We start from the raw sequence: 25,840 nt of genomic DNA, 5'->3' as shown, positions 1-25,840 counted from the left end.
ACTTGAACATTTTTGATATTTGGAACGGATCGAACTGTAGAAACGTTCACTAACTAATTGAAATGCTATAAGTGCAAGGTGATTTTGGTAAAGTTTTATTCAAGTCCGTAATCTGCTACCCCAGTAGTAGGTTACGGCTATCTATACCTATGAAAAACCTCCATCGGTTATTTTACATACCTGCTTGGCCGATCGCTACTAAAATTTCCGTAGCATTGATGTCAGCAGTTTTCATACCGATGAGCTTTACAGCTTATTACAATCTGCGAGAGAGCTTAGATCGTGTGGAAACGGCTGAATACCGTAAGCTAGAGTTACTAGCGACTAGTACTGCTAGTCGCCTCGATCAATTGATCGTTGATATTCAACATCTTGTGATTCAAGTTAGTGGCGATCTCAATGTAGTGGATTTCCTGTCTGCTACCACACCTAACCAACGAAAAAGCTTACGTCCAAGACTGGAAAAAACTCTAGAAAACATTTACCGTTCCAATCCAGATTTTGATGCTGCCTATATTTTAGACATTAAAGGTCAATGTATTGCTGCCACCGATCCTATATTCATTGGTCAAAACTACACCTTTCGCCAGTACTACAGTTCTGCCATTCAGGGACGAGCTTACGTATCTAGCATCTTAATGGGTAGAACAACCAGACGACCAGGATTGTATTTTTCCTCTCCAGTGAAAACGGAAAGCGGTGCAATTGTAGGAGTGATGGTACTCAAAATCAAAGGACAAGGTATTTGGACGATAGTTGATTCATTAAGACTAGCTGATCAGAGTTATGCTTTTCTCATTGACAAGGAGGGTGTAATCGTCAGTCATCCCGATAAATCCCGTTTATATAATACTATTGTCCCCCTCTCACTAGAGAAAAATAAACAGATATTATCTGATAGAGGAGATAATTTCGCTTCGATTAAAAGCTTAAATATTCCCGAGTTGAAAGTGATGGTGAGAGCTAAGCAAACAGGTCATACCAATTATTATTCTGACTTTGGAAAAAAGCAAATGATTGTGGGCTTTGCTCCCATGAAAATAGAGCCGTGGGTGTTAGGAATAAGTCAATCTAGAGAACAGTTTGAAGTTCCTTTGAATCATCTCGTATTGTTCAATGTTAGTAGTGTAATTATTGTGGGAGGAATTACTGCAATTATTGCATTGTTGCTAAGTTCTAAAATTTCTCGACCAATTCGCTCCCTGACAGCAGCAGCACAAGCACTAGAAAATGAAGATTTTAATCAGGAAGCACATAATTCCTTGGTTAAAGTCTCTAATAGCCAAGATGATATCGGTCAATTAGTTCGTGTCTACTTAGATATGGCTAAAAAAGTGAGTATGCGAAATCAGAATCTGAAAATCCAAGTGCAAGAACTTCGCATTGAAATTGACGACACGAAAAGAGCTAGATATGTTGAGGAAATTACAGGAAATGAACACTTTCAGAAGTTACAGAAAAAAATTCAAAAGATTCAAAAAAATCAAGTAACTGCTAGCGAAAGTGAGAGGGATTACTACCAACGATTGCAGAGTCAAGTACAATCCCTTAAGGAGCGCTCGGCTTTGAATCTACCCAGTTGATAGATAAGTAGCCATCACGAACTGCGTACACCAGAACCAATGAAAATTTCTCTTTCCCTACTCCCCACTCCCTACTCCCTACTCCTCATTTTTGAATGTTCTTAAATGAAAGATTAAATCTATTACAGCTGCCAGGAGGTGATAAGTATGTCATCCGATGATGAACTGATATCGCGTGAGGAGGTGTTAGTCGGTTTACCTGCCAGACGAGCCAACACACTACTGTTTTTAATCGAGAGTCGAACAGCCCAGATAGCAGCGCGATCGCGTGTAGAGTTTTCTCTGACAGAACAATCTGCTAACGAGCGTGATTTGGCTTTCTTAGAAACTTTTGCTTTAGGAAATACGCCGTTACTGCACCCTACTATTCAGCAACTGGAACGTCATGCTAGCCAGTGGGCATTCCTAGTGCCAGAGAACCCCAGACTGAAGGCTGCGATCGCCCAAGCTCTTGGACGGAAGTATACTTTCACCTATCAAGCAGTGCCTAATATTCGGGCAACTTTGGGTTTGGATGAAAAAGCGGTGCAATTCTCTTACTCCCGTCTGTATAGAACACAGCTGTTGAATATCTTTGCATCTAGCGTCACATTAATCGAACAGTTGCGTTGGATGTTGACAGCAATATCACAAAGAATTGAATCTTTACCACCTTTCTGGCTAGCCTCTTTACTCACAGTTGCTCTTGGCCTACCCCAAGCTTTCTTAGCCTTACCCATTGCCGTGGTTGATATTGGACCATTAGCCACTGTTGCCTTTTTACTCATCGTTGGTGTGATTAACAGTCTGACTATGGCTTGCATGGCAGAAGCTTTTGGTCGTAGTGGCGACTTTCGCTATGGTCATACTTTTATCAAACAGTTAGTATCTAATTACTTAGGGGAAGCAGGTTCATTCATACTTTCGATCGCTGTTGGTATCCGGGTTTTTTTCATAGCGTTGGCTTGTTACATTGGTTTGTCAACGACGATGGCAAACTTTACCCACATACCAGCAGAACTTTGGACTCTATTATTTTTTGGTGCTGGATTATACCTACTTTCGCGCAAATCCCTTAATTTTACAGTTGCGGTGCTGGTATTGCTAGCAGCAATCAATGTGAGTTTGCTTTTCATCCTTTTACTGCTGGCATTGGGACATATGCAGTTAGAAAACCTTTCATATGTAAACTTACCCTTTCTCAATGGTCAGCCTTTCCAACCCTGGATATTACAAAGGGTTTTTGGTGTGAGTCTCATGCTTTACTTTGGACACGTCTATGTAGGGGAATGTGCCAAAATTGTACTTCCCCGCGACCCTAGCGCTTCGTCTCTAATTTGGGGTAGCGTCGCGGGAACTGCTTTTTTAACTTTGCTTTTTTGCATCTGGGTGTTGGTTGTTAATGGAGCGATCGCACCTCAAATTTTAGCTAGACAGTCAGGAACTGCCTTAGAACCACTAGCTCTTCAAATTGGTCCTATTGTTTCAGTCTTGGGAGCAGTTTTAGTTACCCTGCTTTTGGGAATGGCTTGGCTCCGCAGTTCAAGTCTTTTAGTCAACTTAGCGAAGGAGTGGTTACCTGCTCCAGACCGTCCTGTTTTGATGTTACCTCGCCAGGGAGGAACATTAATATTTCATCATCCCTCTGGTAATTCTACGTGTGTTCTTTATATTGGTATAAGCTACTTGGGAATCGTAGATGCTCAACCAAAGTTTCAGATAGATATTCAGTTAAAAGGTAACACCCATCATGTAGAGATTGCAGTTACTGAGCATTGGGAGATTAAAGAGTTATTGGCTCAATTTCCAGATCTACGGCAATGGGATACCCACCTGATGTTAGATATCCGGTCAGCTAATCACGATCGTGTATATCTGCAAATCACTTCATCAATGCTCTTAGCCTACGAAGCCAGTTGGAAAGTTGAACTCAATAATACGACTCCTGAATGCAAGAGTCAGATATCACGCTCCTGGATGAATCTCCTGAACCAGAGGCGCTTCTTTTTATCCATCAGCCCGTTAGTCTTAGTCTTTTTGCTAACTGAGTGGCTATTCTTTGCTGGTACGCAATCATTCACTAATATACTCGCTTTTGCTGGCGTACTTGGTAACTCCCTTGTTGGTGGTATTTTCCCAATTTTACTATTGGTTTCTAGTCGGCAAAAAGGTGAACTTATGCCCGGAGTGGTCTTCAAGATCCTCAATCATCCGTTTTTCAGTGTGGGCATATATAGCATTTTTTTAGGAATTTTGTTTGTTCACGGTCTGTTCATCTGGCAAAATCCTTGGGCGCGTATCAGTGCATTGAGCATTGCCTTATTATCACTAGGAGCAACTGTAGTGATGAAACTTTATGGCGCTTTTGCCTCCCGTGTGGTTATAGAACTGCGAGATGACCAGCAACAAGGTGGGCATTCTGTCTTCACAATCACTGTTGGTGGACAACCAAAGATCGCAGAGGTGCTATTGGGGTATGCCGAAGGTGAAGTACACCACCAAGCCGCTACTGTGGATATTCCTGTACTCTCATCTCTGCGTTATGCTATCTTTTGCCTACCAACCAAAAGTGAAAAAGAAATGAGAGTGTGGACACATGGAAGTAACTATGACGATAAATCTAACAGTTTACCTACACTTGTGGAAATTGAGAGTGGCAACAAAAAAATGCAGTTTGACTTAAGGTTATCCAGTGGCAAAGTTTTGCTACCTCTCATCAGTGAGAATTGCTGGTTAAAGTTCACATTTCCAGAGCGATCGCTGTCTTGAAAATAGGGGGTAGGGGGTAGGGAGTAGGGAGATTGGCAAACAACAAACGAGGATTAATTTTTGAATAGGAGGTTAATTATGGCACAAATTATATCTGTTCATTCATTCCGTGGTGGCACTGGCAAATCAAACACTATTGCTAATGTCGCGGCTATTATGGTAGCACAGGGCAAACGTGTGGCTATTATTGATACTGACATCCAGTCCCCTGGGGTTCATGTGATTTTTGGTCTGAAGGAAGACAAAATTGAACATTCTCTCAATGACTACCTATGGGGACGTTGTGAGATGAAAGATACTGCTTACGATGTTACTCATACTCTTATAAGCAGACAAGAGAATACGAATAAAATCAACGGTAGTCTTCACTTAATTCCTTCTAGTATTAAAGCTGGTGAAATTGCTAGGATCTTACGTGAGGGATATGATGTCGCTCGACTCAACGATGGCTTTCAAGAACTCATCTGTAGTCTGAACTTAGACTATCTGTTCATTGATACTCATCCTGGTTTGAACGAAGAAACTTTAGTTTCCATTGGGATTTCTAATGTTCTGATCGTCATTCTTCGTCCAGACCACCAAGACTTTCAAGGAACTGCTGTCACAGTGGATGTAGCTCGCAAGCTACGAGTCCCAAAAATGCTGCTAGTGATTAATAAGGCACTACCAAGCTTAAATTTTGCTGACTTGCAACAACAAGTAGAGAGTATCTACAACGCTCCCGTAGCGGGTATTTTGCCCTTCTCTGAAGATATGATACAATTAGCCAGCAAAGATATTTTCTCTGTGCAGTACCCCGATCATCCTATCAGCCAAGCTATCAAAAGAATTGTTGAACAAGTTGCTGATATTGCTTAATTAATCACCTATGAATAATCAACAGCAATTTCGTGCTGGTATACTTGCTTCCTACGGTGCTAATACCTCAGAGATAGATGAGTTACTGGCATACAACCATAATGTATTTCATCATCACGAGTTCAACCATCCCATAACATTGCCTTTACCCCCTGAAGCTCATTTAGCTACTTGGGAAGAATATGCTGCAGCAGCAAAAGTTGTCGGAGCATTTACCGCCCTCAAGCAACGACTGGTGCAATTTCAGTTTCCCATCCAGGAGGGTATTAGCAAGACTCAGGCATATAGACGTGCTACCCGTAAGGGCGTATTAGCCGATAACATGGTTGAGGCGACTGGTTTAGTCTTGAAACAACCAGAGCAACTCCAATTAAGAATACATCCAAGCTTGGCTGGCAATATACCGATTTTGTTAGCTGGAAACCGTGAGGATTTTGTTTCTCTGGTACAAGCTCTTACAATGCGAAATGAACCACTACCAGTCCCTGCATCTATGGGAGCCTGTATAGTCAGTGGATTCAACAACTGGGATAGAATTCGCCAGTATCGCCAACAATGGGAGTTACAAAATCCCAGTCATTGCTCTGCGAGTCATTGGGCGTTGGAGTTACAACGCCTAGCTCCACAGAAAGAACTCTATCAAGATAGATTCATTATTTTGAGCGACAACCCTTATAGCAATGTTGCAGCCGAAGAAATTGGTCTTAAGGAATCTGTATGGCAAAATTTATCCGTAACAATTCGGCTGGAACATGAATGTACCCACTATTTCACACATCGCTTGTTTAACTCAATGCGAAACAATGCCTTTGACGAACTTATTGCCGACTACAGGGGTATTGTAGCTGCCATAGGGTATTATCGAGCCGATTGGTTTTTACATTTTATCGGCATGGAGTCCTTTCCTGATTACCGAGAGGGGGGTAGACTGCAAAACTATCGGGGTCAACCTCCACTTTCTAATGGTGCTTTTAAAATTCTACAAGCATTGGTGAAGGCAGCTGCAATAAATTTGCAGCACTTTCATACAGAGTATATTCATGATTTAACAGATCCCGATCGCCAACTCCAAATGTTCATTGCATTATCTTATTTGACGCTGGAAGAATTAGCAGAGCCAGGATTCAACTTGCTGATTAAACAAGCCTTCTCACCTCTTACCTCTGCGTTCTCTGCGCCTCTGTGGTTAAATAAATGATTTTTGAACCGCAGAGTACGCAGAGAGAACGGAGGAAAAAGATAGGAGTTCTATAAATGTTTGGTATGTTTACCTGTTCTTGATTTGGTGTCTATTGCAGTCCAACATAAATACAACTGAGGATAATTGAATTATGACAGAAGTTTTGTTAAAAGAATTGAGCAATAACGATATTAATTGGATAGTTGCTAATAGTCATCAGAGAAATTTAACGCCTGGTAGCGTACTTATCCAATCAGGAAAAACTGTCGATTCTCTATATGTATTACTAGATGGGATGTTGACAGTTAGCATTCCTCAATCCGGTGACAGTCTTCTGAATCGGGCTTTTGCAGCTATTGATAGTAGTGTCAACTCAGGTTGGGAGATTGATAGGTTATCAAGAGGTGAGGTAGTGGGAGAAGTGCCTTTTGTAAATACTCGTCCATCTGTCACTACTATTAAGGCTTTAGAAAAATCATTAATCATGTCGATTCCTCAAGAAAAATTGGCAACAAAATTGCAACAGGATGCTGGTTTTTCTTCCCGCTTTTATCGAGCGATCGCAATTATGTTTTTAGACAGATTACAAAGCATCATTAGTCAGTTGGGCAGGCGTAACCTTACACAAAGTAAGTCTTTGAAAGATATGCTATTCGTTCTAGCAGAACTACATGATAGTGACATTGACTGGATGATGGCTTGTGGCGTTCCCCAAAAAATTCCTGCTAATCAAGTAGTCATTTATGAAACAGGTTCTGTAGATGCGTTATATATTATCTTGGGTGGAAAAATGTCTTTGTATGTTTTTGAGGATGAACGTAATCCCTTAGTTCGTGCTTTTGCGGCTATTGAAGGTAATGAAATCATCGGTAGAGAAATAGCAAGATTATCGAAAGGTGAAATAGTAGGAGAAACACCTTTCCTTGATGGGCGCTTACCCTCTACAACAGTTAAGGCAATTGAAGACTCAATAGCTTTGTCAATTCCCCGACAGCAATTAGCAGTAAAATTACAGCAAGATCTAGGATTTTCATCTCGTTTCTATCGAGTGATTGCTATGCTGATTTCTAATAGGTTGCAAGAAATTCTAAGTCAGATTGGATATGGTCGAAGGGTTTATAGTCAAGGACTATCACTAGATAAAAATGTTGAATATGAGGATGAGTTGAATCTTGGTATTTTAGATAAAATGACATTAGCTGGAAAAAGATTTGATTGGATGCTAGAACGAATCAAGATAGCTTGATTTGAGTAATTTATCTTAAAAAGCATAATTGTTTCTGGTTTTATTCTTCTCTCATAAGAATGATGGAAGAGTGCTGTAGCAATCCTAAATTATTGGCGAACAAATAGACCCCCGACTTCTTAAAGAAGTCGGGGGTCTGAATCTTGCAATTTTCAAAAATTAAAGAATAGTGAGAACGGTAATTAACTGAGTTTACACATTACACTTTAAATCTAAAAAACAGCGAGTTCTATCTAATAATTGTGTATTGAAATTTCCTGTTTATCTCGCTTAAATATTTATAGCAGTTGTAATTTAATTGTAATAAGGAGATTGTTATGTCTATTGAAAACGCTCAAGCTTTTTACTCAAGAATGAAAACTGACGATACATTTCTCGACCAAGTAGAAAATGTATCTAATCTCGAAGAACGTCGAGCAATCATTTTAGCAGCCGGTTATGACTTTAGTGCAGAATGAAAAAGCTTTATTAAAAGTACTGCTGAAAACTAAAAGGATGTTGGATATTGCTGAACTCAGCACCCTTTTTGATTGAACTATCATGAAAAATCTGGTAGAGAAAATAGCGTTATTGATTAGCCGCTAACTTACATATATAAAGAGAATATCGATGTTAGAGCAAAAGCGCCGTCTATTTCGCCAAGAATCTGTAGAACGTTTATCTTCTCCTGAAAGACTAGACCAACTCATGCAGGTAGTTAGTCCAAGAAGCTGGTTGCCTTTGGCTTCTTTAAGCTCTTTAGTAGTGGTGGCTGTAATTTGGAGTGTTTATGGTAAAATTCCTATTACTATTGATGGACAAGGAGTATTGATTTATCCACGCCAAGTTGTGCCACTACAGTCAACAAGTGCCGGTCAGATATTAGCCCTCAATGTTAAGGCGGGAGATAGAGTTAAGAAAGGAGACATACTAGCGACGCTTGAACAAGCCGATCTTCGCAAACAGTTGCAACTATCGCGTTCTAAATTAACCCAACTAGAAAAGCAGAATAGCGATGTAAATTTACTGCAAGATCAACGACAAAGTTTAGACAAAAAGACTATTCAAGAACAACGCCAGTTTCTATTGCGAACTCTTCAAGATTTGAGGAATTTCACTCCCATTTTGCGAGAGAAAGGATTGATGACAATTAAAAGCGATCGCCAGAATCTCCAAAATCGCTTAAAGACTTTGAACGAGCTACTTCCAACCTTAAAAAAAAGATGGGAAGTTCGCCAAAGACTATTTCAGCAGGGAGCAGTTTCTGACGATACAGTGTTAGAAGCACGACAGCAATATCTCGATAGTCTCGCCAATCTCGATCAAGCCAAATCTCAACTCGATAAACTCGGTGTTCAGGAAACAGAGACATTAGAAAAATATTTTCAGAATCTCAACGAAATTAAAAACTACCAAGCACAGATTAAAGAACTAGATAGTAAATTAGCTAGTTCAGCTGAACAAGATCAAAGCAGTACAATTAACCGACAAAAAGAAATTCAAGAAGCCAAGCGAGAAATTGCTCAAATAGAAGAACGGTTAAGTACTAACAGCAAGATCGTCAGCCAGTACTCAGGACAGGTGTTAGAAGTTACTATTGCTCCTGGGCAAGTCATTGATACTGGAACCCGTTTGGGAAGTGTCAAGGCAGAGACTTCATCTAGCAAACTAGTTAGTATTGCATTATTCCCAGTTGGAGATGGTAAGAAAATTCAACCGGGAATGAAATTACAAATTACCCCTAGTACTGTAAAGCGAGAACGCTTCGGCGGTATCACTGGGGATGTCACAAATATCTCGCCTTTTCCCATCACTAGAGAAGCTGCTGCTAGTGTCGTGGGTAATTCAGAAATTGTGGAAGGTCTAGTTTCTCAAAAACAAGAAGGATTAATACAGGTTTTCGCTGATATAGAACAAGATTCTACAACTTTCAGTGGTTACAAGTGGTCTTCTTCAACTGGACCACAGATGAAAATCTCTTCTGGAACGACAACCATTGTGCGAGTTCAGGTGGAAGAACGCGCTCCTATCACTTTTGTACTACCTATCTTGAGGTCTTTCAGTGGTATTTACTAATTCTGCCTTAGTCCAACCTATTAATTTTTGGCAGTACCTGCAAAAATTACTGTTTATCAGAAGCAAGCGGATAAAAACACCAACTCTTCTGCAAATGGAGGCAGTTGAATGTGGTGCTGCTGCTTTAGGAATTATTTTAGGTTACTTTGGTCGAATTGTTCCATTGCCAGAATTGCGTCGAGAGTGTGGTGTTTCCCGTGATGGTAGTAAGGCATCTAACGTGTTGAAGGCTGCAAGAAATTATGGTCTTCAGGCCAAGGGTTTTAAAAAGGAACTAGAGCAACTACAACAGCTGCATCCTCCTTATATTATCTTTTGGGATTTTAACCACTTCTTAGTAGTGGAAGGATTTCGCAAACAGAGGGTTTATTTGAACGATCCAGCTACAGGTCCCCGTAGTGTGTCTTTGCAGGAATTTGACGAGGGTTATACTGGGGTAGTGCTGGTGATGGAACCAGGCACAGAGTTCAAAAAAGGTGGACGTAAACCTAGTATGATGGGGTCTTTGTGGGAGCGCCTACAGGGATCAACAAGTGCTTTAGTTTACTGTATAGTCGCTGGATTCTTCTTAACTCTGGTAGGAATGGCAGTACCAGTATTCAGCCAAATATTTGTAGACGAAATCCTGGTAGAGCAAAGGCTGGACTGGCTAAATCCTCTACTTGTAGGAATGGCGATCGCGGCTGTACTCCAAGGGTGTCTAACGCTACTGCGGTTGCGCTACCTGCGTCGCTTAAAAATTAAGTTGTCTGTTGGGATGTCCAGTCGCTTTCTGTGGCATATGCTGCGTCTACCAGTTGGGTTTTATGCCCAACGATTTGCTGGAGAAATTACTAGCCGCATGAGTCTTAATGACCAAGTTGCTAATGTGCTTTCAGGACAGTTGACAACAACAATCATTGATGCTGTCATGGTAATTTTTTATGCCATGATTATGTTTCAATATGACTGGCTACTAACTTTGATTGTCGTCAGCTTAGCTGTGGTGAACGTCATCACCTTGCGCTTGGTTTCCCGTCAGCGTGTCGATCTGAATCAACGATTGATGTTGGATTTTGGTAAAGCTGAAGGCGTTTCCATTGCTGCTCTCCAAAGTATAGAAACACTCAAAGCATCAGGGTTGGAATCAGATTTCTTTTCTCGGTGGTCTGGTTATTATACCAAGGCGATCAATAGCCAGCAACAAATGGATGTCACTAACCAATTATTCTCAATATTACCCACCCTCTTAGAAGCTATTTCTTCCTTGTTGCTATTGGCGATCGGTGGTTTACGGGTTATGGACGGGTATCTGAGTATCGGGATGTTAGTAGCTTTTCAAGGTTTGGTAAAAAGTTTTGAAGCACCTGTAAGTAGTCTCCTCAACTTCGGTAGCACTCTTCAAGAATTGGAGGGCAATTTGATTCGCCTTGATGATGTACTAGACAACCCAACCGATACATCAGTAGAGCAGAAAAACTTGGTTAACAGCACACCAGAAGACAAAGGTGATAGTCATGGAAACAACAGAAATATTCATTTTCTTTCTTCCTCTACTCCTTTGCCGAGATTGCAGGGATATATAGAGTTACAAAACCTCACATTTGGCTATAGCCGCTTAGACCCTCCCTTGATAGAAAATTTTAATCTCTCACTTAAACCAGGACAACGAGTCGCTTTGGTAGGTGGGAGTGGCTCTGGTAAGTCCACTATTGCCAAACTGATAAGCGGACTTTATCAACCTTGGGTGGGAAAAATTCTCTTTGATAGTCAACTTAGAGAACAAATTCCTCACCAACGACTGACTAATTCTGTGGCTATGGTAGAACAGGATATCTTGTTGTTTGGTGGCACAGTTAGGGAGAATTTGACTCTTTGGGATAACACTGTATCTGACAAAAACTTGAAGCGGGCTTGTCAGGATGCGGCGATTGATGATGTCATCCTCTCAATGAATGGGGGATATGATGCAGAACTCATGGAAGGTGCTGCTAATTTAAGTGGAGGTCAACGGCAACGGATGGAAATAGCCCGCGCTTTGGTGAACAATCCCTCTATACTTGTCATGGACGAAGCTACTAGTGCTTTAGATGCAGAGACGGAAAGAATTATTGACCAAAATCTCCGGCGGCGGGGATGCACTTGCATAATTGTGGCGCATCGATTAAGCACGATTCGAGACTGTGATGAAATTATCGTCCTAGAGCGAGGTCAAGTCGTACAACGAGGTACTCACCAACAGTTGTGGCAAGTTGAAGGAGTGTACTCGCGATTAATCCGCACAGAAGGGGAAGCCCTGGAGGAGGAATAAAGATGCACAAAGGGAAAAATAACCAATTAACTAACTCAAAATCCCAAATCTTAATACGCGGTCAAGCTTATATATTTCAAGGTAATGAGCCGATACTACTGGACGATCCCTCTAAAATTTGGGTGCTCCAATCTGGTTCTATGGCATTATTTGCCGTGATAGTTAAAGATGGTGTTATAGAAGGAACTCGCCGTTATTTATCTAGTATTAGTGAGGGACAGGCACTGTTCGGCACTGCTGTTAATAATATTAATCAAAAACACCAGATCTTGGCTGTGCCGATTGGGGAAACTGAATTACTACAAGTCCATCAAGAATGTTTTCAGGAGTTAATAGCTAGTGCAGATTCGAGAGCGATCGCCTGGGTAGAAGCTTGGTTGTTACAACTTAGTAGTGTATTATCTCACGTTACTATCCCAGCAATTGAGGTTAAGTCTGAGGGAGAAACACGATTGTCTCTGCTGCTTGGTCAAAGATTCCAGCCGGAAGCAGGGGTTACCTGTTGGGTACAAATTCAGCAAGGGACTGTCTGTTTTCTGGGGTTTGAAGAATTGACTCTGACAACTGCAACCGGATATTTTCCTCTGACTGACAGAACATGGCTAGAAGCCATTGAGGGGGTTCAACTAACCGCTCAAACAACCAGCCAATTTTGGAACTCAAGTCATCTTCTGACAGGGTTGTCTCAAATGCATCTTCAACTCCTGCACTGTATTGATTTTTTAGATCGGCAAGAAGCGCAGGAAGAAATTATGCGGTTGCGCGATCGCCAACGTCTCAATCGTCAAATGACATCTGAGGCGTTAGGAGAGCTAGCATCAACATTAAGTTCCAAAGATGAAAACTTTTTCACAGAAGGTACACCTTTATTAGTGGCTGCTGGTGCTGTGGGAAGAGCTTTGGGGGTGAAAATCTGTCCTCCAGCACGCTCAGAAAATCTCAAACGGGTCAAAGAACCGTTGGAAGCGATCGTCCGAGCTTCTCGCATTCGGATGCGGCGTGTGCTGTTGCGGGATGAATGGTGGGAAAAGGATTGTGGTCCTTTAGTTGCTTATACTGAGAAGGACAATCAACCAGTAGCACTGTTGCCAATTTCTACTAATTGCTATGAAATCTTTGATCCAATTAAGCATACCCGCATTAAAGTAGATGAACCTATAGCCGAGACACTCTCTCCCGTAGCCTATATGTTTTATCAATCTTTTCCCGATCGAGTCCTCAAGACTTATAATGTACTTCTGTTTGCACTCAAAGGACGTAGGTTGGATATCCTACTCACCTTATTGACTGGCATTGCCGTCACGCTTTTAGGGATGCTCACGCCTCAAGCTACCGCCATTATCATGGATAATGCAATTCCAGATAGTAATCGCGGGTTGTTGCTGCAAATAGGAATAGGGCTACTCGTTGCTGCATTGGGTACAGTTTTATTTCAGCTAGCACAGGGATTTGCTCTTTTACGAATTGAAACAGCAGCAGCCACTACTACGGAAGTTGCAGTGTGGGATCGGCTGCTGAATTTACCAGTATCCTTTTTTCGCAAGTACACGACAGGCGATTTGCACTCACGAGCATCGTCTGTTGGTGAAATCAGTCGAGAACTGAGTGCTAACACTATCATCAAACTGATTACCAGTTTCTTTGCATTGTTTTATTTGGGGCAATTATTTAACTACAACTTTAAATTAGCCCTACTTGCAGTTGCGGTTGCTATAGTAACAGGTGCTGTCACTATAATTTCTGGTATCCTCCTCGTTGGTAGAGTGCGCCCCCTGCTGGAATTGCAGGGAAATATTTTTGGCCAGACAGTACAAATGATTAATGGGATTTCTAAACTGCATATTGCTGGAGCCGAAGAACGCGCCTTCGCTTCTTGGAGTAAAAACTACACTCGCCAACTGAAGCTTACACTCAGTACACAACAAGTAGAAGACGTTGTTGCCCTTTTCAATACGGTGATGCCCTTATTCACATCTGGAGTCCTTTTTTGGCTGACCATCAGCCAGTTTAAAGAAGCTCAAACTTCAGGAGCAATGGTAATCACCATCGGCACTTTCCTCGCTTTTAACGCCGCCTTTGAACAATTTGTTGGGGGAACTACAAATCTAAGTAATGTAGTGACTGAAATTGTGCAAATTACTCCTCACTGGAAACGTACCCAGCCAATTTTGCAAGCCATACCGGAAGTAGATTTGAGCAAAGCCGATCCGGGAAAACTCATGGGCAAAATTGTCGTAGACCATATTATGTTTCGCTACCGGAGTGATGGTCCACTGACACTGGATGACGTGAGTATCTCAGCAGAACCAGGGGAGTTTATTGCCCTTGTAGGGGGATCTGGAAGTGGTAAATCAACTATATTCCGATTGTTACTGGGGTTTGAAACTCCTGAAAGTGGCAGCATCTACTACGATGGTCAAGACCTATCTGGGTTAGATATAGAAGCAGTGCGCCGACAGTTAGGTGTTGTTTTGCAAAATGGTCGGCTCAATTCAGGTTCTATTTTTGAGAATATTGCTGGTGGTGCCAATATTACCTTCGATGAAGCTTGGGAAGCAGCTCAAATGTCTGGCTTTGCTGACGATGTAGCAGCTATGCCAATGGAAATGCACACTGTGATTAGTGAAGGAGGTGGTAATCTTTCGGGAGGACAACGACAACGGTTGCTCATTGCTCGCGCTTTAGTATTAAAACCCCGCATTTTGCTATTTGATGAAGCGACTAGTGCTCTTGACAACAAAACCCAAGCAATTGTTAGTGAAAGTTTGGATAAGATGCAAGTCACGAGAATAGTAATTGCTCACCGACTCAGTACAATCCGCAATGCTCATCGCATCTATGTACTCCAAGCAGGGAGGATTGTACAACAAGGAAGTTTTACGGAGCTAGCTTCTGTTGAAGGGTTGTTTGCTCAATTGATGGCTCGGCAAATGGCTTAGGACTAAGCTATTGCGCCTACATATTGCATTTTTTTGTAAAAACAAACAGTCGTCATTGATGTTTACAAACAAAGGAAAATACTCAATCCTAGAGGTACACTATGAAAATTCACATGATTGGTCATGCTTCCATATTTGTAGAAACACAAGATTGTAAAATAATGATGGATCCGGTACTTTGGGATCCATTTTGTGAAGTCACAACGAGTATATGCCCCAGACGAGAAGTTATTCACGAGCAAATTCCTGAGTTTGACTTGTTAGTCATTTCCCATCGGCATTTGGATCACTTTGATATTCGTTCTCTTGCTTATCTTCCCAAAAATGTTGATGTTTTAATTCCTAAAGATAAGCTATTAGAAACTTGTCTGCGGCAATTGGGATATTCTCAAATCTACACTTTAAGCGATTTTGATGAAGTTAAAATTGGCTCGACTACTCTGATTGCAACCCGCTCAGAGAATCGCGTCCCTGAGTATGGAATGTTATTTGCCGATCCATCAGGAGTTTTTTGGAATCAAGTAGATTCATTAGTCAATACTAAAACAATTAATTTTGTCAAATCTCGCTATCCCAGAATAAATTTTTTACTGGCGAGCTGGCAACCTATGCTAGAAACTGAGTATCAATACAATCAAAGCCTATCATTCCCTTTTCCGGGATATAGCCATATTCTCCAACTGATTGGCTTGATTAAGCCAAAGGCAATTTCTCCTGGTGCTAATGGTTTCAAGTTTATAGATGGATCTTCTTGGCTAAATCAAGTTGTGTTTCCAGTCACTCAAGAACAATTTTGTAGAGACATAGGAAAAGTTTGTCCAGAAGCAGGAGAAAACATATTTTCTCTTCAACCGGGAGATATTTGTGAATTTAAAGATGGAAGATCAACCTATCTTTCTGGAAATTCTCAATTTGTCAAGATGATTGAAGATGATAGAGAAAGTTTACTTTTTTCACCTGTAACCGTAAGTGGCGAACTAGTGGATAGAAACCCAGACAAGTACAATCTTCATGAGATGAGAAAGACAATTGAAGAGGAGGTTTGCTTGAATCTACCAACATTTTTCATGGAACATAAAAATGATTTATTTGGAGAGTATGTCCATTGGGAGGTTATATACCAGTTAGAAATAGTATTTCCAGATATTTCTCAAAAATGGTATTTTGACTTTTCTGAAGAAACTATTCAATGCAGAAGAGGAACTAATCCTTTAGCTAATGTGTTTAATATCATTACAGCTTCGAGTTTTTACGGAGTTTTAAAAGGTGAAAAAACTTGGGATTATCCTGGAACTGGTGGATATTTACGTGCGTTTGAAAAATTATATGTAGCTAGTACTCATGGTGCTATACGCCCCGATCTTAAATCACTGAGCATTTCTCCTTTAGCTCTTAAATTTCCACATGAGAAAGTTTTTGAAACTGTCTTATACAAAGAAGTCGAAACATGGGGAAAAGAATATGGAAAAAATCAGGTTCAGCATGAAAAGAAAACAGCAATGATGAAGCTAGGAAACACTCTGATTAGGGTCTCCCCACAAAACCTCAATGAGCAGCTAGTGATGACAACGAATGTGAGTTAACAGACTACTAGTAGTCCACCACACTAAGTTTGCTAGGTAAAACAACATTCAAACTCATCTTTTTTCCCTCTTACTTTGTGCTCTTTGCGTCTTTGTGGTTTTTTAATAACCTAGCAAAGTTGGTGTGGTGGACAGTGGTCTACCACGTTGAATTTGAGGGGTGATGAACAAACCGCAAAGACGCAAAGAGCGCGAAGGAAGAGAAGAAGAGAGTAAACCTAATAATTGGTTTGCCCATCAGAATTTAATACTGCTCGAATAAGCCGGAACAGAAACCCGGTTTCTTTGAGAAACCGGGTTTCTTACAGCGCGAATAACTCTTAACCGAGTAGTATTGCATCATAATTTATTTGATAGTTCAATACCTTTACACAAACACAAATTTATGAATAGAACAAAACAAAAAATAAAAACTATTATCACAGAAGAACATTCTTCTCAACTTCATGTTTGGCATAAATTAGGCTGGAAAAATGCTACTCTAATTTACTTAGATGAACACCTAGATTTCCAATATATTAGTGAACATCGCATAGAGGCACTGAAAAGATGCCAAACTTCTGCTGAAGTTGCCCAACTAGAAAATTATCCTGAATTAAGCTTTAACATAGGTCTTCTCTTTATGAAAAATAAAAATTATCAAACAGCGATTAGCTTTTTTGAGAAAGCACTGACTGATGAATCAACAAAAGCTAAGACCCACAAAATACTCGGTAAAATTTATCTAGAACAGGGTCAATATCAGTTAGCACAGGAAAATCTGATATTAGCTACAGAAATTATACCCACTGATGAACAACCAGTGAAACTATTAGCAAAACTATATAAAGAAATAGGAGATGAAACAAACTATCATAATCAGATGCTAAAATACTATCAGATGAAATTTATGTTTCAAAGCTTTAATCTATAAAATGTGCATTCCTATCAAATAATTAGGCATTGTTCTTCCTAGACGGCTACTGCAATCATAAGTTATGACTTCCACCAAGAAAAGTAAAACAAAATTACATACTGTAAGAGCCTATTTGTCAAAAATATTAAGTAAGGTGTATTGTACTTTAGCGCACAATTAACCTCAACGCGTTACGACAAAAATGTTTATTTTCGCTATCTTTACTCTATTTGTCCCATATTTTCTGCCATGAATAGCTATACATTAGAAAACTATCTTCAGGTTGTTGTACCTCACCTTTCACCTGAATTGGTTTCTCCCGAAGCTTTGTCTCATATCCAACCAATAGCAAGAAATTTTCTCCCCTCCTCAGAAGGGTTATTTGAGTGCCGTTTGGGTGCTAATAACTCTAAAGTAGACTTTTCGGTTCTCACCACAAATTTAGATGGAAGTCACAATACTTTTAGTGAGCTAGATTCAATTGTGAATCTGCAAAATATAATTTTTACTAATTCTATATGGAAACGAATTCAAGATTTTTGCTCTTTTTGTTATCAACCCAACTCTCTGTTATTTGGAACCATAGAAAATATTTGGCTGGAATTCGATCTTGATGAACAACAGCACAAATTACCAATACCCAGTTTATTTTTAGGTTTAAAAGAATTTCACTTGGAAAAACATAGTACGGAAAGATCTAAAATTAATCATGAACAACTACAGATTATAACAACTGCTTTGGGGCTATTATTTGAACATGGTATTTCACCTCTAGTCGAAAAAAATCTAGGTATTTGTGTAAACTCCTTACCAAATAGCTCCCAGGTGCTTTATGTCGGAGCTATGTTTTCTCGAAACTTGGATGCTGTAAGAGTTAATATTGGTGGTATTCCTGTTGAGATACTTGAAGATTATCTTAGTCAAATTGGTTGGACATATTCAGTCCAACCTCTCAAAAAAATAATTCAATTGCTTGCTGACTTTGTAGATGCAATAGTGTTGAACTTTGATATAGGAACTAGTGTTTTTCCTAAGATAGGTCTAGAGTGTCTATTAAAAACTCAAAACTCGCGGCTTGAACCCAAATGGCAATTACTTTTAGATTGTCTGGTAGAACAAGGATTATGTACACCTGAAAAACGTAATGCTGTTCTCAATTGGTCTGGATACTCTGACGAGAAGTTTTATCCAGAATTATGGTCAGACGGTTTGAGTAAAGCGTCAAGCTTTCTTGGATCAAAATGGTTTAGCATTTGTTTTAGAAACTTAAACCATATAAAGATAGCTTATCATCCAAATGGACATTTAGAGGCAAAGGGATATTTAGCGTTTGGTCATAAGTTTGTCTGCAAGCAATAGGAAACATATTTGCTACTTATATGAATACTACAAGGATTAACTCCCCAATTCTTTCGAGAAATTCGGGGAGATTTTTGTTGATAAAAAATTACAATCGCCAAAATATTCTGGAATATCATCCTCCTACTTACCTGTGTCTATAAAATGTGTATTCTCATCAAATAATCATGCATTGTTCTTATCATATATACACTGTAATTTATAGTTATAACTTAGATAACCCAAATACATTATCTAATACAAATTCTTCTTTTTTTATTGCTAAAAACTGAGAAAAGCAAGCAAATTTTACAACAAAATTGCAAGCACATACTCAAGCAATATACCAGGAAAAATATGTATTGTTAATGCTTGATGAATTAAAAATTCATGTGGTCTAAGGAAATATCCACTCCATGTGTCTGATGTTACTTTCAGCCCATCAGAAAGAATATAAATTACCGATGATCACTCAAGGTAATCAGAGGATATTGGTGTGGTTACTCTGTTCTACAAAAGTCGTCTTTATTAAGGAGCCATCTCATGACTGGACAACAATTTTCACGTGAAGAGTTTAATGCAAGCATCATTGCAAAAACTTGGCAGAATGCTTCATTTAGACAAGAGCTAATATCTAATCCCAGAGCAGTTGTAGCAAGGGAACTTGGAACAACTCTACCTGAGGAATTGCGGATTCACGTAGTTCAAGAGGATACCAAAAATATCTATTTGGTAATTCCCCCCGTACCAGAGGTTGATGAAGAACTCAGTGATGAAGCACTCGAGCAAGTTGCAGGAGGTTATATAGCTTCCAGGAAAAAAAATAAATTCTTTGTCATAGCCTAATCTAGGGTTATTGAACATCAGAATTCTGAGAACTAGTCTTGTTTGCCAAAGTCGTCTTTATTAAGGAGCCATCTCATGACTGGACAACAATTTTCACGTGAAGAGTTTAATGCAAGCATCATTGCAAAAACTTGGCAGAATGCTTCATTTAGACAAGAGCTAATATCTAATCCCAGAGCAGTTGTAGCAAGAGAACTTGGAACAACTCTACCTGAAGAATTGCGGATTCACGTAGTTCAAGAAGATACCAAAAATATCTATTTGGTAATTCCCCCCGTACCAGAGGTTGATGAAGAACTCAGCGATGAAGCACTCGAGCAAGTTGCAGGAGGTTATATAGCTTCCAGGAAAAAAAATAAATTCTTTGTCATAGCCTAATCTAGGGTTATTGCGAAAATAAAAGCCCAAAAAGTTTATGATTTCGTTGGTGGGCAATGCCCACCCTACGCCCATAGGTAATTTTCTAACAGGAAGGGAGTAACTGATGCAATAATCGTGCGATCGCCTGATTTTTTTGTCAGCTATGCTCAACAGTTAAAAAACGACGAGAAAGATTGTGTAAATAAGTATTGCTTGTGAAAGCAACACCAAGGCTAAGATTTCGTACTTTTTGATATAACTCCTAACGACTATGCAAACTCAAGAAATTAGTCAGCAGGTGGAAGTGCAGTTAATTCCTCCACCTTTCAATATTAAAGAATACTGCATAGATAACTATGATAGTTTTGAGACAATTGATCGGATCGATCCAAAACTATTATCCAAGTTCAGCCAAGTTAAGCGTTTTATCGAACGGTGGGAAGCAGATCAAGAATTTCGCAAACAAGTTCTTAAAGACCCCTATGCTACTTTTGTACGGTATGGTTTGAAACTTAATCCTGAAGATGTCAGACCAAAGTGGGATAAAGATTGTGCTAGTAAGTGGAAACAAGAAACATCAAGTTTTTTACTATTGAAACTTAGTAATGAGTTTTATGAAAGGCTAGACAAAGCAACAAATGAGCCTGAATCTGCTCCAAGCGATCCCCATATTCGAGTGTGGCGAGAACGGCAAATTGCACGTACTGCTAGTCAATTTAATCCAGCTTTTCACAAAGTCATTCAGCATATTCCAGTTTGTTTTGAACTGAGCAAGGGTTGTTCAATTGGTTGTCGCTTTTGTGCCGTATCAGCGCCGCGTCTCACTGATATCTTCTTCTATACTGTCGAAAACGCCAAATTATGGCGTGAGGTGCTTGAAGTCATGAAAAGCTTTTTAGGGGATGCGGCAGGGAATGGTTTTTGTTATTGGGCAACAGATCCCCTTGACAACCCAGATTATGAAAAGTTCTGTATTGATTTTCATGCTGTTACGGGATATCTTCCCCAAACTACGACAGCTCAACCGATGAAAAATCCAGAGATGACGCGCTCTCTTTTAAAGTTATCAAAAGAGAAAAATGGCATCTGCAATCGCTTCTCAATTCCTTCTTTAAAAATGTTAGAGCAAGTTCATCAAGAGTTTAGTCCTGAGGAGTTATTGGGAGTACAAATAGAATTCTTGAATGATGGGGCAGAAGGTGCTGAGAAAGCTCATGCAGGGAGGCAAAGAGAACGCAATCTTCAACAAGGTAAAATCGATGAAGAGTCTCACAAACAGGGGACAATTGCTTGTGTTTCAGGATTTTTATTCAATATGGTTGAGCGTAGTGTCAAGCTGATCAGTCCTTGTAATGCTGATAAACGCTGGCCATTGGGTTATATAGTTTACGATCTCGGAACTTTTGTGAATGCTGATGACCTCAAAACTTTAATTGAGAGGATGATTCAGGATAATATGTCACAGATGGTGAGGCTTGGTGACTTGATACGCTTTCGTCGCGATCTCACATACGAAGCTCTTGTTGATGGTTTTCAAGTTTCAACTCGCATTAAAACTTTTAAGTTCCGCCACGATCCCTTCTGGAAAGAGTTGGGTGCAATTATCCATCAAGGCAATCATACTACCGTAGAAATTACTCAATTATTTGCTAGCAAAGGAGTGTCATCAGCACATATATCTTACTATCTTAATGTTTTATTTAAGCATGGAGTTTTAGACTCTGAGCCTCAACTCTGAGAAGTGTAAGTTCGATAGATCGAGTTGATTGTAGTAGCTGATTAGGATTTCATGAGAATGTTCGTTAACTATTTTGAGGACAACTAAAAAGATTTTGAATGGACACTAAATATCGTTGGTCAAACAAACAAAGTAATACCAAAATCGTCAAATTCATCAATACTAAATTTGACGACTTCAGTCACAAAGTAATACCACAGCGTCTGCATTACTTTTTTGAAAACCGATGTGATATCGATGCTAATGCTATTGCTCTCATCTATGAGACAGAAAGTCTCAGTTATGCTGAACTTGATGCACGAGCTAACCAATTAGCTAACTATTTCATCCATGAAGGTATCAGCCAAGGTAACAGAATTGGTATTCTACTCGAACGCTCAGTAAACACCTATGTAACTCTGCTAGCTATACTCAAGAGCGGTGGTGCTTTTGTACCTCTGGATTCGTCTTTTCCTCAAGACAGAATAACGTTCATTGCTAAAAACGCATCACTCGATCTGCTCGTGAGTACCACGAACTTGAGTGAGCTAACTGCTGGAGTTTCTTGTCGGGTCTTGATGCTGGATGCTGTGACAACAGATGTTGCAGTCCAGCCAAAGACGCGGATTGCATTGTTAGACCACGAAGACGAACTCTGTTACATTATCTACACTTCAGGCTCGACTGGGCGACCCAAGGGTGTTGCTGTCAACCATTTAAACATATGCAGTTTTATCTCAATATGTACACCGATCTATGGTGTGAGCAGTTGGGATCGGGTTTATCAAGGTATAATTATCGCCTTTGATTTCTCGGTTGAGGAAATTTGGCCGACCTTCGCTGTTGGAGCTACCTTAATTGTCGGACCAACAGATCATCGCAAAATCGGTTCAGACCTTGCTGATTTTTTGATTGAGCAGAAGGTAACAATGCTTTACTGTGTGCCTACACTATTGGCAACAATAGATAAGGATATACCAACAATACATACCTTAATAGTTGGTGGTGAAGCCTGTCCTCACGATCTAGTCAAGCGTTGGAGTCATTCTGGTCGGCGGATGCTTAATACTTACGGTCCAACAGAGACGACGATTACGGCTCTCTGGACTGAGCTAATACCAGAAAAAGCAGTGACTATTGGTAAACCGTTACCGCATTACAGCGTTTATATTTTAAATGAGGATCTGCAAGAAGTACCCCAAGGTGAGATTGGGGAAATCTGCATTGGTGGAATTGGTGTCACCCAAGGTTATGTTAATCTTCCAGAACAAACTGCCTCTAAGTTTATCCCCAATCCGTTTGAGCCAAGTTATAAAGAAGAAAAACTATATCGGAGTGGCGATCTGGGTCGGGTCACACCAGACGGCGAAATAGAATATCTGGGACGTATCGATCGCCAAGTGAAAATACGCGGTTATCGGATCGAACTTGCAGAAATTGAAGCAATTTTACTAGAAAATCAGGAAATTGAGAACGCTATTGTCTCCCTTGTATCTATTGATGATGCAGTCAAAGAACTAGCAGCTTATATCAAACTGCGTATTCCTGTTGCTGACCACGAAGCTCTGAAACATCGTTTGTACACATCACTCAATAGCCGTTTGCCTAGTTACATGGTGCCAGCATTCATCGAAATTTTGGATGCCATTCCGACACTACCTAACGGTAAAGCAGACCATTCTAATCTACCGACACCAACCACTGCACGGCTCAGGCAAAACTCTGGAAACTATGTACCGCCAGCTACACAGCTTGAGCAAGAACTAGCTAATAGTTGGGGTCATGTTTTTGGGAACAACAATATCTCAGTTGAAGAAAATTTCTTTGAGGATCTTGGTGGTCATTCTCTATTTGCTGCTCGAACTATCTCGAATTTAAGACTCAATCCAGCATTACAGAACCTTTCGATAGCCGATCTGTACTCTCATGCAACTATCCGTTCTCTAGCAAACCACATCGAGAGCATCCAGCAACAGCAAAGTCAGTCAATTACTTCTCAAGCACCTACTAAGTCACAGGTTCGTACAGTGCGACATCACAGCAACCTACAGGTGTGGTTCTGCGGAGGTGTACAGATATTATTGCTCTATCTTCTGTTTGCTATTCTTGGAGTTCCATTGATATTGCTGTTAGGGGACACTTATAATTGGTCATCACCACTCCAGGTATGTGCTAATGTTATTCTGCTTTCAATTGCTTGGTTACCAATTACCATAATACTACCAATAATAGCCAAATGGCTACTTATCGGTCGGTTCCGCCCCGGTCGTTATCCGTTGTGGAGTTGGTATTATTGCCGTTGGTGGTTAGTAAGAAAGATTTTAGAGCTAGCGCCACTCGATTATCTAGCAGGATCGCCCCTGATGCCCTTTTATGTTCGGTTGTTGGGTGGACGCATCGGTAAAGGATGCCATATAGGTACTAAAGACCTACATCTACCGGATTTGATCGCGATCGCAGACGAAGTTAGCATCGGCTACAGCGTTCAAATACAACCTTTTATTGTTGAGGATGGTTGGCTGTATCAAGCACCCATCCAGATTGGTGCTCATAGTTTCATTGGTACCAACTCAGTTGTTATGCTTGGTAGCAGTATTGGTCGGGGAGTGCTACTGGCTGAACAATCCCTGGTGGCGCAAGACCAAATAATTCCAGATAATGAGGCTTGGGCTGGTTCGCCTTCTCAGCGTACCACTGATGTCGATCCAGTCGTGACCGAAATTTCTGTTCGGAAAACACCTGTTCTTAAGTGGTCGCCAGTGTTGTGGGTAGGTTTTGTGGCTGGACTAGTCCTGCTCAATATTTTGCCCGTGACGATCTTTATGCCGGGATTAGTATTTGAATACGTTATATCCCAAGGGGACGCACTCAAAGGGCTTGTGTTTACACCAATCGCAGGTCTCTTGTATGTACTTACCGCCTGTACGTTAGTCGCCCTTGGGAAGTGGTTGCTTATGCCAACTAGCCGCCCTGGCATTTTTCCCGAGCAATCTGGTTTTGGTTTGCGTAAGTGGTTGGTTGACAAACTAATATTTATCAGTCTAGCAGTCACCAACACGCTCTACGCTACACTTTATACAGCCCCTTGGCTGCGTCTGTTAGGAGCCAAAATCGGGCCAAGGTCAGAAGTTTCGACAGTATCACACATCGATCCCAACCTACTAACGGTGGGTGCTGAAAGTTTTGTTGCTGACTTTGCCACGATTGGTTCTGCGAGATACTACAACGGTTTCATAGCCTTGGGAACTACTGAACTTGGTTGTCGTTCCTTTGTGGGTAATGCGGCTCTAATACCGGACAACACATATCTTGGCGATAATAGCTTGATTGGTGTACAGTCTGTACCACCGACTTGGTTCGTGAAATCTGGTACATCATGGCTTGGTTCACCAGCAATTTTTCTACCACGCCGTCAGCAAAATGAGTGCTTTGACGAAAGCATGACTTTCCGACCATCTATTCAGCTAGTTGCTGGTCGTTTGGCGATAGAGTTTCTGCGAGTTATTTTACCGCCGACACTAATGTACGTGCTGGTCATCCAGAACATTTTAGGGATATCTTGGCTGATTTCAGTAGTATCAAAACCAATGCTAATAACTCTGTGGCCAATATTGTACTTCACATCTTTGCTGCTAGTCACTATATTAGTTGCTATGTTGAAATGGATTACAGTCGGGCGCTATCGACCCCGTGTGGAACCACTCTGGTCTAACTTTGTACGGCGCACAGAGTTAATCACTGGGTTATACGAAAGTGTAGCTGTACCATTTTTACTGAAGTGGTTTACTGGGACACCACTGCTAGCACCGCTTTTGCATCTGTTTGGTGCTAGTATCGGTCGGCGAGTTTATATGGAGACCACATTCTTAACCGAATTTGACTTAGTTCGCATTGCAGATGATGCTGCGATCGCCAATTTAACATCGCTTCAAACGCATTTATTTGAAGACAGAGTCATGAAAATGTCTAAATTGAGGATAGGTCGAGGTTGTACTGTTGGTCCTCGTTCTGTAGTGTTGTACGACTCAGAGATGGAGGCTGGTGCAAAATTGGATGCTCTATCTTTGGTTATGAAGGGCGAAATGCTGCCATTTAAGAGTCACTGGCAAGGGATTCCATCGCGGTCAGTTGAGAACTAAAGGAATTGATGATGAAGCAGAATAAATTTGCATTCTCTTTTTCCACCAGGATATTGTCAAAAT

16 protein-coding genes are annotated in these 25,840 nt (G+C 40.6%); all 16 read left to right on the top strand.

Going from position 1 to position 25,840, the window contains the following annotated elements; translation table 11 throughout:
- Window positions 1-149 precede the first annotated feature (149 nt).
- The 16 genes from WA1_RS13390 (at window position 150) to WA1_RS13320 (ending at window position 25,777) form a co-directional block, all read left to right on the top strand.
- Window positions 150-1,583 (top strand): HAMP domain-containing protein, encoded by a 1,434-nt coding sequence (locus tag WA1_RS13390; protein ID WP_033335724.1) that lies wholly within the window; start codon window positions 150-152, stop codon window positions 1,581-1,583.
- Between the two features lie 147 nt (window positions 1,584-1,730).
- Window positions 1,731-4,331, top strand: a complete 2,601-nt coding sequence (locus WA1_RS13385) for an amino acid permease (RefSeq protein ID WP_017745260.1) — start codon at window positions 1,731-1,733, stop codon at window positions 4,329-4,331.
- A gap of 78 nt (window positions 4,332-4,409) precedes the next feature.
- Window positions 4,410-5,189 carry a MinD/ParA family ATP-binding protein gene (locus tag WA1_RS13380; protein ID WP_017745259.1) on the top strand — a complete coding sequence of 260 codons (780 nt, stop codon included), beginning with the start codon at window positions 4,410-4,412 and terminating at the stop codon, window positions 5,187-5,189.
- A gap of 10 nt (window positions 5,190-5,199) precedes the next feature.
- Window positions 5,200-6,387, top strand: coding sequence for a DUF7005 family protein (locus WA1_RS13375; protein WP_017745258.1), 1,188 nt, complete (start codon window positions 5,200-5,202; stop codon window positions 6,385-6,387).
- Between the two features lie 133 nt (window positions 6,388-6,520).
- Window positions 6,521-7,615, top strand: a complete 1,095-nt coding sequence (locus WA1_RS13370) for a cyclic nucleotide-binding domain-containing protein (protein ID WP_017745257.1) — start codon at window positions 6,521-6,523, stop codon at window positions 7,613-7,615.
- 317 nt (window positions 7,616-7,932) lie between these two features.
- A complete protein-coding gene (locus tag WA1_RS52725; protein WP_017745256.1) occupies window positions 7,933-8,073 on the top strand; it encodes a Nif11-like leader peptide family natural product precursor in 141 nt (46 codons plus the stop codon).
- Between the two features lie 151 nt (window positions 8,074-8,224).
- Window positions 8,225-9,670, top strand: coding sequence for an NHLP bacteriocin system secretion protein (locus tag WA1_RS13365; RefSeq protein WP_017745255.1), 1,446 nt, complete (start codon window positions 8,225-8,227; stop codon window positions 9,668-9,670).
- On the top strand, window positions 9,657-11,960 hold the full coding sequence (locus tag WA1_RS13360) for an NHLP family bacteriocin export ABC transporter peptidase/permease/ATPase subunit (protein WP_017745254.1): 2,304 nt from the start codon (window positions 9,657-9,659) through the stop codon (window positions 11,958-11,960). Before WA1_RS13365 ends, WA1_RS13360 begins: the two co-directional genes overlap by 14 nt.
- A gap of 2 nt (window positions 11,961-11,962) precedes the next feature.
- Complete coding sequence (locus WA1_RS13355) at window positions 11,963-14,899, top strand: NHLP bacteriocin export ABC transporter permease/ATPase subunit (RefSeq protein WP_017745253.1); 2,937 nt, start codon at window positions 11,963-11,965, stop codon at window positions 14,897-14,899.
- Between the two features lie 101 nt (window positions 14,900-15,000).
- Window positions 15,001-16,482: an MBL fold metallo-hydrolase gene (locus tag WA1_RS13350; RefSeq protein WP_017745252.1), complete on the top strand. Its 1,482-nt coding sequence runs from the start codon at window positions 15,001-15,003 to the stop codon at window positions 16,480-16,482.
- 385 nt (window positions 16,483-16,867) lie between these two features.
- Window positions 16,868-17,395 carry a tetratricopeptide repeat protein gene (locus WA1_RS13345; protein WP_017745251.1) on the top strand — a complete coding sequence of 176 codons (528 nt, stop codon included), beginning with the start codon at window positions 16,868-16,870 and terminating at the stop codon, window positions 17,393-17,395.
- Window positions 17,396-17,704: 309 nt separating this feature from the next.
- Window positions 17,705-18,736 (top strand): hypothetical protein, encoded by a 1,032-nt coding sequence (locus WA1_RS13340; RefSeq protein ID WP_272819128.1) that lies wholly within the window; start codon window positions 17,705-17,707, stop codon window positions 18,734-18,736.
- A gap of 522 nt (window positions 18,737-19,258) precedes the next feature.
- A complete protein-coding gene (locus WA1_RS13335) occupies window positions 19,259-19,561 on the top strand; it encodes an NHLP leader peptide family RiPP precursor (RefSeq protein WP_017745249.1) in 303 nt (100 codons plus the stop codon).
- 75 nt (window positions 19,562-19,636) lie between these two features.
- Complete coding sequence (locus WA1_RS13330; RefSeq protein ID WP_017745249.1) at window positions 19,637-19,939, top strand: NHLP leader peptide family RiPP precursor; 303 nt, start codon at window positions 19,637-19,639, stop codon at window positions 19,937-19,939.
- A 253-nt stretch (window positions 19,940-20,192) separates the two neighbouring features.
- Window positions 20,193-21,659, top strand: coding sequence for a radical SAM family RiPP maturation amino acid epimerase (locus WA1_RS13325; protein ID WP_017745248.1), 1,467 nt, complete (start codon window positions 20,193-20,195; stop codon window positions 21,657-21,659).
- A gap of 98 nt (window positions 21,660-21,757) precedes the next feature.
- On the top strand, window positions 21,758-25,777 hold the full coding sequence (locus tag WA1_RS13320) for a Pls/PosA family non-ribosomal peptide synthetase (protein ID WP_017745247.1): 4,020 nt from the start codon (window positions 21,758-21,760) through the stop codon (window positions 25,775-25,777).
- Window positions 25,778-25,840 lie beyond the last annotated feature (63 nt).

This window comes from Scytonema hofmannii PCC 7110, assembly GCF_000346485.2.
Classification (GTDB): Bacteria; Cyanobacteriota; Cyanobacteriia; order Cyanobacteriales; family Nostocaceae; genus Scytonema; species Scytonema hofmannii.
The sequence above is the reverse complement of the archived record's forward strand: the minus strand, read 5'-3'. Positions and strand labels throughout refer to the sequence as shown.

Excerpts from the sequence above, each read along its gene's own strand:
- WA1_RS52725 (WP_017745256.1), top strand. The coding sequence starts at position 7,933 with ATGTCTATTGAAAACGCTCAAGCTTTTTACTCAAGAATGAAAACTGAC.
- WA1_RS13375 (WP_017745258.1), top strand. The coding sequence starts at position 5,200 with ATGAATAATCAACAGCAATTTCGTGCTGGTATACTTGCTTCCTACGGT.
- WA1_RS13370 (WP_017745257.1), top strand. The coding sequence starts at position 6,521 with ATGACAGAAGTTTTGTTAAAAGAATTGAGCAATAACGATATTAATTGG.
- WA1_RS13350 (WP_017745252.1), top strand. The coding sequence starts at position 15,001 with ATGAAAATTCACATGATTGGTCATGCTTCCATATTTGTAGAAACACAA.
- WA1_RS13380 (WP_017745259.1), top strand. The coding sequence starts at position 4,410 with ATGGCACAAATTATATCTGTTCATTCATTCCGTGGTGGCACTGGCAAA.
- WA1_RS13365 (WP_017745255.1), top strand. The coding sequence starts at position 8,225 with ATGTTAGAGCAAAAGCGCCGTCTATTTCGCCAAGAATCTGTAGAACGT.
- WA1_RS13390 (WP_033335724.1), top strand. The coding sequence starts at position 150 with ATGAAAAACCTCCATCGGTTATTTTACATACCTGCTTGGCCGATCGCT.
- WA1_RS13355 (WP_017745253.1), top strand. The coding sequence starts at position 11,963 with ATGCACAAAGGGAAAAATAACCAATTAACTAACTCAAAATCCCAAATC.
- WA1_RS13320 (WP_017745247.1), top strand. The coding sequence starts at position 21,758 with ATGGACACTAAATATCGTTGGTCAAACAAACAAAGTAATACCAAAATC.
- WA1_RS13385 (WP_017745260.1), top strand. The coding sequence starts at position 1,731 with ATGTCATCCGATGATGAACTGATATCGCGTGAGGAGGTGTTAGTCGGT.
- WA1_RS13335 (WP_017745249.1), top strand. The coding sequence starts at position 19,259 with ATGACTGGACAACAATTTTCACGTGAAGAGTTTAATGCAAGCATCATT.
- WA1_RS13325 (WP_017745248.1), top strand. The coding sequence starts at position 20,193 with ATGCAAACTCAAGAAATTAGTCAGCAGGTGGAAGTGCAGTTAATTCCT.
- WA1_RS13330 (WP_017745249.1), top strand. The coding sequence starts at position 19,637 with ATGACTGGACAACAATTTTCACGTGAAGAGTTTAATGCAAGCATCATT.
- WA1_RS13345 (WP_017745251.1), top strand. The coding sequence starts at position 16,868 with ATGAATAGAACAAAACAAAAAATAAAAACTATTATCACAGAAGAACAT.